Annotated in this window: 3 protein-coding genes; 2 read left to right on the top strand and 1 reads right to left on the bottom strand. The window is 63.1% G+C overall.

Annotation, left to right across the window (positions count from 1 at the left end; all coding sequences use genetic code 11):
* Positions 1 to 321 precede the first annotated feature (321 nt).
* Positions 322 to 4,851: an FG-GAP-like repeat-containing protein gene (locus tag K7862_RS38325; protein WP_222967560.1), complete on the bottom strand. Its 4,530-nt coding sequence runs from the start codon at positions 4,849 to 4,851 to the stop codon at positions 322 to 324.
* 299 nt (positions 4,852 to 5,150) lie between these two features.
* On the opposite strand from K7862_RS38325, the gene K7862_RS28670 reads away from it, so the two are divergent.
* Both K7862_RS28670 and K7862_RS28665 read left to right on the top strand, forming a co-directional pair.
* Positions 5,151 to 12,338 carry an HNH/ENDO VII family nuclease gene (locus K7862_RS28670; protein ID WP_222967559.1) on the top strand — a complete coding sequence of 2,396 codons (7,188 nt, stop codon included), beginning with the start codon at positions 5,151 to 5,153 and terminating at the stop codon, positions 12,336 to 12,338.
* Entirely contained in the window at positions 12,335 to 12,829 is a 495-nt protein-coding gene (locus K7862_RS28665; RefSeq protein ID WP_222967558.1) for an SMI1/KNR4 family protein, read from the top strand. Before K7862_RS28670 ends, K7862_RS28665 begins: the two co-directional genes overlap by 4 nt.
* Positions 12,830 to 12,926 lie beyond the last annotated feature (97 nt).

Genomic DNA, 12,926 nt, shown 5'->3' with positions numbered 1-12,926 from the left:
CAGTCAGGACTGATGAGATGTGACTGGTGATGCGACTGAGCACGTCGTCGGCGCCAGCTCCGATTCCTGAGGCAGGGAGTGCGGGCCACAGTGACCTCGTCGGTTCGTGAAGTCCCCAGGCATGACCTGTGCGCTGCGACCTTTCGTGACGCGCATGGCCTTGTCGCCGACGCAATCTCCTCCAGTCATCGCCCACGCTGAATCCCATGGGAGTTCCGGGGTGGGAGTTGCGGGGTCACCTGAGGGCGGGGAGGTCTAGAAGGGCCCGGCGCCAATCACAGTTGGCCCGGGCCCTTTACGGTCTTCAGGAGGGTGACTGGGCTATGAGATCAGGCCCATGGTTTTCCAGGAGCCATCGTCTTCCCACAGGCTGGGACCGGAAGTGAGGGTTCCTGTTCCATCTCCCGTGTAGAGGTGTATGGTTCCGTCCCCCCAGACTGCGACGAGGTCCGTCAGTCCGTCGTCAGTAAAGTCGCCGGGGACGATGCCCTTGACTGTAGCCCACGAGCCTTCCTTGAAGGTCATCTGGACGCCTTGAGTGAGGTGGCCGTTACCGTCGCCGTTGTAAAGGTAGAGGTCTCCGCTAGATCCCCATACACCGAGGAGATCGGCATGACCGTCGTTGTTATAGTCACCGGCTCCCAGAAGGCGCATAGTCTTCCAGGAATTGTCGTTCCAGATGTTGGGGCCGGCGCTCCCGATGTGACCGTTGCCATCGCCGGGGTAGATGTGGACGCTGCCGTCGTTCCAGATGGCCAGGAGATCGGTGTGGCCGTCTCCGGTGAAATCGGCGGCGGCGATTTGGGAGACGCTGAGCCAGGTGCCGCCCCCGATCAGCTGCCCTGCAGCAGCGATGTGACCTCTCCCGTCGCCGGTGTACAGGTGTGCAGTGCCGTCGTTCCAGATGGCCACGATGTCGGCGTTGTCATCCTTGCTGTCGGTGAAGTTGCCGCTGGTCATGAGGCGCATGCTGGCCCAGGTGCCGTCCCACAACTGATTGTCAGCAACGAGATCGCTTTCCGCGGCTCCGTCGTACAAGTGAAGGGTGCCGTCGCTGCCCCACTGTGCAACGACGTCAGCGGTTCCGTCACCGCCGAAGTCGTGATTGTCGTTGATGTGCTCGTAGGAGGTCGGACCGGGGTTCCCGGCGAGGATGGCGACCTGCTTTGCGGAGAGGGCGGCCGAGGAATACGTCTGGACATCGGCGATGCTGCCTACGAAATGCCCGGTGATGGCGTCGTTGTACTTGTAGGCGCCGATGGTCAGAGGCCCGGTGGTATTCCACTTGGTGGTGTGGGTGGCTTGAGCGGCGGCGACGTCGTCCACGTAGAGCACCATCCGCCCCGTTGCGGCTTGGTAGGTCGCGGTTAGGCGTACCCAGGTCCCGAGTTGGGCGGGGATGGTGACGGCTGATGCGACGTCCTCGGTGGGGTTAGTTGCGTCAGAACGTGCCATCTCGAATTGCCAGGACTTGGTGGTGGCGTCGCTGTACAGGGCGAACGGAGAAGTGTGCGTTCCACTTTGTCCGATGATACGTCCGCCGAATGCTTCGGGCTTGACCCAGGCGGAGATGGTAAAATCCCCGGTCGTGTTCAGCGCGCTACTGGTTGTTTGTACGACGCCTGTGCCGTCGAAGTGCGCGGAGGGGCTGAACAGGTCGCCTGTCGTCCAGGTTGCGCCACCGCTACCGGTTGCTGCCAGGTTTCCAGTCACGTCTGCGGCGTTGCTGATCGCGTCTTGGGTGCCGTCGTTGAGCGGCCACGAGTGGCTGGGCGTGGTCAGCGCGTCGGTGTACTGCGTGGGCGTAATGGGGGTGGCGGTGAGATCCGTGTACAGGTTTGTCGTCACGCTGCCGTCGGGGTTGATGACCCTCAGGTCGGGGATTCCGTCGCTGTTGACGTCGGCGGCTTGAATGGTTGTGCCGGCGGCTGGGGTGAAGTTTTTCGAGATGGGATAGTCGGTGTAGGTGAGCGTGGCGGTTTGGCCGACCACGTCGATGTCGGTGGCGGCCAGGTTTTCCCAGAGGTCGAGTTGTCCGGTGCTCTTGTTCCACAGGAACATCGCAGTGCCGGTCGACAACTGGGTGGACGTCAGGGTCCACATGTTCCAGTCGGCTGTTTTGTCTGGGGTATTGAGTGCGTCGAAGCGGGCGTCGGCGTAAAGAGGCAGGGCATTTGAGTAAGATCCGGTTCCGGTCTGGGCTTGGATGAGGTTCAGGCCGTAGCCGGAGGTGTCTCCTGAGACGCTGAGCAAGTCGGGGTAGTTGACGATGCCGCTATGGGAAGTGTTGCCGGCGTTAACGAGTTGCATCGGATTATTGCCGTAGGGATCGGCAAATTTTCCACTCGTCAAGACGTGGTCGTTTTCGCTGTATTGTGTGTCGAGTGCGGACCCGTCGCCGTTTCCGTTGATGATGACCGGCACGCTTGCGTGTGTTCCGCTGGGGTAGTAAATGAGGACGTCTTGGAGGGCTGTCCCGGTGAAGTGGCCGGTGATGGCCAGGGCGCCGTCGTAGTCGGCCGGCGTTCCCGCGCCGGTTGGGCCGTTGGCGTTGATACCGGACCCGTAGGGGCCGATGTCTGGGGCGCTGGAGTTGAGGTGGCCGTTGCCGATCGTCTGGCCGGGGTCAGCTTTGGCGTTGGCCAGCCACAGGCCTGACGGAAGGTTGTCCTGTCCTCCGACGGTGAGCAGGTCGGGGATGTTGTCGCCGCTGAGATCACCGTCGGATTGGACGGTGGTAGGGGCTTCTGAGAAGAAGTTGATGCTCGCGCTGTCACCGTAGTTGGCGCCGGCGGACAGGCTGCTGACGCTCAGGACATTTGTTTGCCTGCGGGGCTTGATGGTGACGGTGGCAACGCCGTTGGCGTCGGCCTTGACGTTGAGTGGTGCCCCACCGTTGACCTGGTATTCGTAGCTGCTGGGGATGACCGCCGGGACGCCGGTCACGGGGGTTGGCGGGTTGATGGTGACCGACAAGGACTGCCCGATGGTGGAATCGCCCGGTTGGACGATGTTCGGGGGCCCAGGGCGTGTGGGGTCAAAGGAGAAGTGGCACGGTTTCGCCAGCCAGTTGCCCCAGAAGCCGAAGTCGCTGACCTGGATGCGCCAGTCGAATTCTGTGACCTTGCCACCCGCAGCTTGCTCCAGCGTCGCTTTCGGGATGATGAACACCGAAGTGGAGCCGGATTGATTGGTGAGATTGTTCGCACTCGACTCTGCGATCACGGGGCTTGACGCGCCGTGAGGCAGGAGTTGGAAGTGGGAGCCCACCGTGCCTCCGTCGGGGTCGGAAACACCTGCGTAGAGGGTTACGTTTCCATCACCGACGATGGTGTCCGCCGTGCAGGAGGTGCTCGGCGAGGTGGTGAGGTGGGTTGGCGTGTTCGGGAGGTGATCGTAGGTGATCGATACAGACGTGGTGCGGGGGTCGAACTTCTTCCAGGACACGTCTTGATACTTTTGCTCAGCCGTATCCGTGGCCTTGAGTACGAACGTCAGAGTCTTCGTGGTGCCGCTGTCGGCGGCCGCCTGCATGACGGAGTCGAGGGTGAAGGGGACGCTGTGGTTGGCGCAGTTGGATCCCCAGCCGTAGGCGACGGTCTGTGAGTCGACGAAGGTTTTCGGGGCTGGCTGATTGGCCCAGGTGGTGGAGGAGGAGACGCCGCCGCTTGTGGTGTCGAGGTCGACCTCCGAGGGGGTGCAGGACCAGGACCAGACCTCGGTGATGTTCAGTTGCGCGGCAACGTGCTCTGCGCCGTAGATCGCCGAAGGAACGCCGATCTGCAGGTATGAGCGCGCGGTGTAGTTCGGTGGATTGTTGGGATCGTCGGTGTAGCCGACGCGGAGCAGGTCGTTGGTCTTCCAGAAGCTGGCGCCGGAGTAGTACGAGCTGGTGTAGGTCCATCCCTGGAGCGTGCCGGGAGCGGAGGGCCAAACGAATGTCGGGCCGCTGAGGAACACCGGGTAGGTGACGTCCGACCCGGACAGCGCTGCGGCCTTTGGCGTGAGCGTGATGGTGTTGGCCGTGGTGCGGGTGGCGAGTTGCGTGGCGTGTGCTGCCCTGCCCGGCCCCTGGACGGTCGAGGCGACGGGCGTACCGCTCTTGCGGTCCACCATCTGCCCGGTCATGGGGTTCTTGACGGCGTCGCTGGAGGCAGTCGCAGAGCCGGGTTGCGCGCCCTTTGAGTCCCACATCTGCGGGGTGGTCGCGGTGAAGATCGGGTGGCCTCTGCGATCGGTGGCCTTGATGTTCCCCGCACGGTCGGAGGTGATGGTTACGCCTCGTCCGTGTGCGCCCAGGGTGAAGTTCTTCAGCGCCGGATTGGCAGCCGCCTTGGCGTTCTTGACGATCAGGACGTCAGAGAAGGTCCCGTCCGTGTTCGCGGTGACGGCCAGGTCGACCCCGCCGAAGACATTGGGGTACGTCGCGGTGGCACCCGAGAGGGAGGGAGTCGGCAAGTGAGCGGGCAGGCTAACCGCCAGAGAGTCCGCGCCGGCGTGCAGGGTGGCCAACGGACCAGAACCGCCGCCGGACAACGTCAAGTCGCTGCTGGTGACCGCAGTGGAGATCGTTCCGTTGCTGTTGCGGTGAAGCGTTGCATCCAGCGACTTCCACACGCCGCCCACGAACTTCCGCACAGGCGCGAGCGACTCATTGACCGTGAACGTGCCATTGGGGTGTGCGGTCAACGTGCTCTCAGGAGTCGTCGCGGCCGTGACTTGCACGTCCTTGTGGCTCTTCCGCGCCTGCGCGGAGGCAGTTTGCGCACTGACCCCGTGGGTGGTTGCAGCCGTGCCGTGTGTCGAGGCAGCCGCTGGGGCCGGCGCCGCCGCGGCAGCAGTGCCGAGCACGGCTGAGCTCGTCGCGAGGACAACGCTCAGTGTGCAACTGACGCTGAGCGTGCGCCAGGTGTGGCGTCTGGGATGGAGATGCGAGGACACGTAACGGGAGCCCTTTCCGTGATCGCCGGGGGTCTCCCGGACAGCCGTCAAGGTAAGCGCGGAGGCCGCGACTCCCTCACGGTCGTGATCCACGTCACACGCGTGTTCATGGAATCTTGTCGGGATTTACACCTGATGAGCTCTCTTTCTTTGCCTGCTCTTTTCAGTTGAGGGAGGCGTTCCGTGGGAGCTTTCTCCGGTCGTGGCGTGTGACCTGGGACTATCACGGTCTGCGCGCCGCTAGTGACGTCTTGGTGACGAAAGGTCAGTTCATGTCGTGGCGGGGTGGGAAGCGCCGTACGCGCCTCTGGGTCGGGTCGCGCTGGGTAACGATGTTGGCCGTCGGCGCCGTGCTGGTGGCATCGGGCACGGCGTGGGCTGACGTGACGTCAGGCCACCGGCGATATGCTGGCGCACCTGATCTCCCGCAGTCGCCCTCGGTCGGGCATGTCACATCCCTGCCGTCGCACTTCGTCAAACCACCTAACGACGCGGTCAAGCCATATCGGGCGACCGCCACCCACTTTCCGCCGGCCACCAGCACGACAGTCGCCCTGACCAGCGGAACGAAACCCTCTTCGTCGAGCTCCCCGATCTCCATCCGCGCGGTCTCACCCAAGACCGGCCACTACGCTGGGCCGGCTACCGCGACGGTGAAGGTGAGTGACCCGGCCTCCGCACGCCAAGCGGGCGTTTCGGGCGTGCTGTTCACCGTCACCCCACACGGAACGGGCCATTCCGCAGCCGACGTCACCCTCGACTACTCCGCGTTCGCGCAGGCCTACGGCGGAAACTTCGGCTCTCGACTTGAGCTGGTCCAGCTTCCGACGTGCGCGCTGACCACTCCGCAGAAGCCGGAATGCCGAGTGCAGACCCCGCTGGCCTCCAAGAACACCCCGAACCGCAAGACCCTTCAGGCCCGTGTCAATCTCACCGGGGCAAGCCACACGACAACACCAGGTGCGCCACCGCACACAACTAGCGTTGCGCAGACGTCCTATTCACAAGGGGCGCCAGCCAATGTTGGCACTGCGTCCTCAGCCGGTGTTGTTCTGGCTGCTACGACATCTGCCTCCTCCAGCGGCGATGGCGGAGGTCCCTCGGGAACCTACTCCGCGACATCCCTGAGCCCCTCCGGTTCCTGGACGGGAGGTGGCTCATCGGGCGCCTTCACCTATTCCTACCCCGTGACCGTGCCGCCGACCGCGACTCAGCTGACGCCGACTCTGTCCCTCGGCTACAACTCGGCAGCGGTCGACGGGCAGACCGCTGCCACACAGTCCCAAGGCTCATGGGTCGGTGACGGGTGGGCCACACCGCAGTCGTTCATCGAACAGAGCTTCACCTCCTGTAGCGACAATCCTGAAGGCACAGCCTCGCCGGTCTCGACCAGCGACGAGTGCTACGACGGACCCGTGCTCACAATGTCCTTGAACGGCAGCTCAATGTCACTGATCTGGGACTCGAGCAAGAAGGTATGGAAGCCGGAGGACGACAACGGTGAGGTCGTCACTCACCTGACCGACCAGAGCAACGGCACTGGGACGTACAACACCGACTACTGGACGGTCACCAGCCGAGACGGCACCACCTACGAGTTCGGACGCAACGAGCTGCCGGGCTGGTCATCGGGCAAGACCACGACCAACTCCGTGGACTCCATGCCGGTGTACTCCGCGCACTCCACCGACCCGTGCTACAACTCTGCCGGCTTCACCTCGTCGGTGTGCACGATGGCCTACCGATGGAACCTTGACTACGTCAAGGACCTCAACGGTGCTGCTATGTCCTACTACTACAAGCAGGACACCAACTACTACGGCCAGGACAACGGCGCAAAGAACTCGCCGTACGTGCGGGACTCACACCTGGACCACATCGACTACGGATTCACCGACGGCAACGCCTACGGCACGATCCCGGACAAGGTCAACTTCACCACCGCTGACCGCTGCGTGACCGGCACATGCGACCCGCTGAACTCCACCACGAAGGCGAACTGGCCCGACGTTCCGTTCGACCTGGTGTGCGCTTCTGGTGCGACGTGTGCGTCGCACAGCCCGGCCTTCTTCTCCACCGTCATGCTGACAACGATCGCTACACAGCAGTGGTCGGCCTCTGCAGCCAAGTACCTTCCGGTCGACTCCTGGGCGCTGAACGTGACCCTGCCCACGACCGGTGACGGAAATGCCACCACCTGGCTGTCGAGCATCACCCGCACCGGACAGGATGCCAGCGGCGGCGGATCCACCACACCGATAGCTCTGCCGCCTGTGACCTTCGCGTCCGTCGACCTGCAGAACCGCGTGGACACCGCCACCGACGGCCTGCCGCCGCTCTATCGCTTCCGCGTCTCCTCGGTCACCACAGAAGCCGGTTCGGTCATCGGGGTCCAGTACGGACAGACCACCCCGTGCACCGCGCCGGTGACGATCAGCCCGGCAGCGAACACCTCGTCGTGCTACCCGGTCTATTGGACACCGAAGGACTACACGGCGCAGATCCTCGACTGGTTCAACAAATACGAAGTGGACAAGGTCACCCAGACCGACCCCACCGGCGGCGCGCCCACCATGGCCACCTCCTACAAGTACACCGGTGCGGCGTGGCACTTCGATGACAACGAACTCGTCAAGCCCAAGTACCGCACCTACGGCCAATTCCGCGGCTACCAGGACGTCAAGACCTTCACCGGCGACAACGTCAACGACAAGCAGACCCTGAACGAAACGACCTACTACCAGGGCATGTCGGACGACAACAACACCACCGCCGTGATGCTGACCGACTCCCAAGGCGGCAAGCACGAGGACCTCGATCAACTCGCTGGCGGAATACTGGAGACCACGGGCTACGTCGGCAACGGCGGATCGGTAGACCACTCCACCATCACCTCGTACTGGGTCTCCGACCCAACAGCCACCCGCACCCGCACGGGCCTGCCGGCCCTGACCGCCAACAGTGCGCAGCCGGTGGAAACCTGGACACGCCAGGCACTCACCGACGGCGGAACCACCACCTGGCGAACCAGCGAAACCGACACCTCCTACGACGCCACCATCACGGACGCCAACTTCGGCCAGGCAACCGCCGTATACACCCACAGCGTCCCCGTGAACGCGGCGTATGACCGCTGCACCACGACAAGCTACGCGCCAGCAAACACCGACAAGAACCTCGTCGGCCTGGCCGCCCAGACCGAAACCGACACTGTGGCCTGCGCAGGCTTCAGCGAAGGCAGCACCTCGAGCGTTCCCGGCTCGGTCAACACCCTGACGGCCCCCGCCAGCGTGAGCCGCCCAGCTCAAGTCGTCTCCGCCAGTCGCACCTTCTACGACGACCCGACCATGGCCGCCACTTGGCCGCAGCCCTCGGCCCCGACGTTCCCGCAGACCTCCGCTCCGACTCTCGGCACCCCATCCGTGGTGCAGATCGCCTCCGGCTACACCGGCGGCGCGTTCACATGGCAGACCTCCAAAACGCAGGTCCTCGACAGCTATGGTCGCCCCACCGACGCGTACGACGCCAAGGGCAACAAGACCACCGTGGCGTACACCGATTCCGCGGGATCCACTACCGGGACCGCAGTCAAGAACCCGCTCAACCAAACCGCGTCCACGACCCTGGACCCGGCCCGAGGGCTCACGCTGACCGGAACCGACCCCAACACGGTTCTGACCACCACCCAGTACGACCCACTGGGCCGGCAAACCGCGGTTTGGCTCAACTCGCGAGCCACCACCAGCCCAGCGAACTACACCTACAGCTACCTCGTTTCCAACAGCGGCGTCACCGCGGTGACCACCAACACGATGAACGATGCGGCCGGGTACGCCACATCCACCACCATCTATGACGCGCTGCTTCGGGTCCGGCAGACCCAAACGCCCACTCCGAAGGCCGGGCGCATGGTCACCGACACCTTCTACGACACCCGCGGCTGGAAGAGCGCCACATACAACGGGTGGTGGGACTCCGCCACCGGACCCAACACCACGATCGCCTCTGCGGCAGACCTCAAGGACGAAGTTCCCAACCAGGACTACTTCACCTACGACGGCCTCGGCCGAGTGATCATCGACCAGTCCGAAAAGGACAACGTCGAGATCACCCGGACGACCACCGTCTACAACGGCGACCGCACCACCGTCATCCCCCCCGACGGCGGCGTCACCAAGTCCACCGTGACCGACCCGATGGGCCGCACCAAAGAACTCGACGAGTACACCGCCGCCCCGACCCTGCACACGCCGACCGACACCTTCACCGGCACCTGGTACACCAGCGGCGGCACCACTCAGGCCACCACGTACGGGTTCGACAGCCACGGCAACCAGAATTCCACGACCGCCGGCGGCTCAACCTGGACGAACACCTACAACATTCTCGGCCAGATCACTAACAAGCAGGATCCCGACGCGGGCGCCTCGAGCATGCTGTACGACGCCAACGGGAACCTCACGCAGACCACCGATGCTCGCGGCAAGACCACCAGCTACACCTACGACGCCCTCAACCGGAAACTCGGCGTCTACGACGCACCAAGTAGCGGACAAACGACCGCCAACGAAACAGCCTCATGGGTGTACGACAACGCGAACAACGCCATCCCCAACATGAGGTACCCGATCGGGCACGCCACCACGCAGACCGCCTACAACGGTGGCGCCGCATACGTAACGCAGGCCCGCGGATTCAACGTCTTCGGCGAATCCATCGGCGAGAGCATCACCATCCCCTCCAGCACCGAAGGCGCAGCGCTCGGCAAGACCTACACCTTCTCCCACGCCTACTCCACCAACCTGGGCCTGCCCTCGACAAACACTTCAGCCGCGGCTGGCGGGCTGCCCTTGGAGACCGTCAATCTCGGCTACCAAGGCCCTCTCGACCTCCCGGACCGCATATCGGGTACCAACGGATACGACAACGGCACCGCCTACGACGCCTTCGGCCGCGTACAACAGGAGACCCTCGGCGCCGTCACCGGCAACCAGGCCTGGATCACCAACACCTACGACGACCACGCGGGCTGGCTGAAAGACCAACTCGTCACCCGCTCGACGGCAACACCGAAGACCGTCGACGAGCAGGCCTACGACCACGACAAGGCCGGCAACATCACCCGCCAGGTCTCCACACGCCTGGGATCGGCCACCACCACCGAAACCCAGTGCTACCAGTACGACGCCCTCGACCGACTCACCCAAGCCTGGACCGCCACCGACTCCTGCACTGCTGACCCCAGCACCGGGAGCAGCGGCAACGTCGGAGACAACCTCAGCCCAGCAAGCGCATATTGGACCAAGTGGACCATCGACGCCCTGGGCAACCGCACCAAGGAAATCGACCACTCCACCACCGGCGCCGCCGACACCTCCACCGACTACGCGTATGACGGCAACAGCGCCAACCAGCCCCACACCCTGACCTCCACCGACTCAACCGGCGGCACCAACGGCTCCACCGCCTACGCCTACGACGCCGACGGCAACATGACCATCCGCACCACCCCCGGCGCCGGCACCCAGGACATCACCTGGAACGACCAGGGGCGGCTGACCAGCATCACGGGAGGGACGAAGGGCGACAGCCACTTCGTCTACGACGCCAACGGTGACCTGCTACTGCAGAAGGACCCCGGCACCACCACCCTTTACCTACCCGGTGAGCAACTCGCCCTCAACACCGCCACCGGACAAGTCGACGGAACCCGCTACTACCCGCTGCCCGGCGGCGGAACCGCCGTCCGGATCGGCAACGGGGCAGCCAACACCAGCACCTACTCCTACGAAATCCCCGACCAGCACGGCACCAACGGCCTCAGCCTCGACGCCACCGCACAAAACCCCACCTGGCGCCAATCCACCCCCTACGGTGCCCCCCGCGGAACCACCACTACCTGGGCGGACAACCGGGGCTTCCTCAACGCCCCGACCGACACCAGCACCGCCCTCACCATCATCGGCGCCCGCCAATACGACACCACCACGGGCCGCTTCATCAGCCTCGACCCACTCATCGACACCACGGACCCCCAGTCCCTTAGTGGGTACGGCTATGCCGACAACAACCCCATGACGTTCTCCGACCCCACAGGCACCAAACTTGCCTGCGGCGGCCAGTTCGCGGAATCCTGCCCGACCGTCGACAACAACAAGGACGGCGTACCCGACACCAACCAGGACACATCAGAAAAGGGCGGCACCGAGGACACCTGCCCCAGCATCACCAACTCGCAGTGCCCCGAATACGCAGGTGATTCCACTACAACTTCGGCCAACACATCGCAACTGCCCACTGTCAACATTCCGCCGGAGTGGACGCAGCCGAATCACGGCTACGGACTCCTGGGCCTGTGCTGGTTCGGAATCGATACTGCGTTCGGCTGCGTCCACGGGAAAGCTGCACTCAATGCCACCCTGGACGTCGATCTCAACCTGCTAAAGGGATTGAGCGGCTATGACGATTTCGTCTCATGCAGCAATGGCAGCTGGAAGGGGTGCAGCTGGTCAGTCATTGACGGGGTCGGATACTTGACCGCGGCAGGAAAACTCGCCGGCGTAGTACGAGACAGCAGAGGCGTCGCCCTGGTCGACGCCCTGGCTGGATGCAGTTTCTCGCCAGAAACGCAAGTTCTGATGGCGCACGGCCAGAAAAAGTCTATAGATAAAATCAAAATCGGCGACAAGGTCGAAGCAGCCGATCCCAAGACCGGCAAACACAAGGGTACGCGAACAGTAACTGCCGCCCTGATAAACCACGACTACGGCCTCATCGACGTCACCATCCAGAGCGCAGGCGACAAGCCAGCTACCATCCACACAACGTCCAACCATCCCTTTTGGGATGACACCACCCATACCTGGACCCTCGCAGGACAGCTCAAACCAGGCGACCTACTGAACACGGACGCGAACCTCCACGCCAGGGTCATCACCGTCCGAGCCACCCCAGGTGCCGCCAATCGCTACAATCTGACCGTTGCCCAGCTTCACACGTACTATGTACTTGCGGGCTCGACCCCGGTTTTGGTTCACAACTCAAGCTGCCAATATTGGTCGCTGACCGAATACAAAGGTCAGCGTATCTATCAGCGGGATGATTTGGTGAATCCGGACTACTATTCACCTGCGGATAAGTACGGTCGAAGTAACCTTAAGAGAATGCAGCAGGGGCTGGCTCCGATGGGTCCGGACGACAAGCCGCTGAATCTTCATCACATGCTTCAGACTCAGGACGGACCGATCGCAGAGGTGACGTCCTCGATGCACTTCGGGAATTACAGTCAGCTGCACTGGAAGGTAGGCACCAATATCCCCAGCGGAATCGATCGAGATGCCTTCAATGCTTGGAAGTCGCAGTACTGGAAAAACCGAGCGGCAGGATTTGGTGGATGATGGACGCGGTCGAGGCGAGTGAGCGACTTATCGAGCTGGTTCGCGGGAACGATGACATCGCGAACCATGGCGATGGCTGTGACGTGGGGGCGATGGCCGCTGCCGAGGGTGATCTAGGTGTGGCCTTCCCTCCTTCGTATCGTCGCCTGATAAAAGAGTTCGGGACATGGGATATTGCTGGGGAGGAATTCCTCGGTGTATACCAGACACCCGCAATGGGATCGAAACTATTGGGTTCCGTAGCGGAAACTTTGGATGCCCGCAGTCAATATGGAATGCCATCCGATCTGATCGTTGTCATGTTCGATGGAATGGGTGGCCTGATTGTCCTCGATTCCTCCTGCGTGGATCAGATGGGCGAGTACCCTGTCCTGGTCTGGAATCCTGGAATTGTAAATCGCGAGAGCATGGAGAGGCTGGCGAATGATTTCGGGTCCTTTGCATTCGCCTTGTGTCAGCGGGCCGTGACGCGCTGGCGGGAGTCCGACTGAAGCGAGAAGTCAGGTGAAAATCGAGAAGCCTCGCCAGAGGTATTTGGCGAGGCTTCTGCGGGTTCCCACTGACCTTCAAAGCGTGGTGTCGGTAGGG

It is taken from the genome of Actinacidiphila acidipaludis (genome assembly GCF_019890725.1).
GTDB lineage: Bacteria > Actinomycetota > Actinomycetes > Streptomycetales > Streptomycetaceae > Actinacidiphila > Actinacidiphila acidipaludis.
This window is presented reverse-complemented; position numbering and strand designations above follow the sequence as displayed.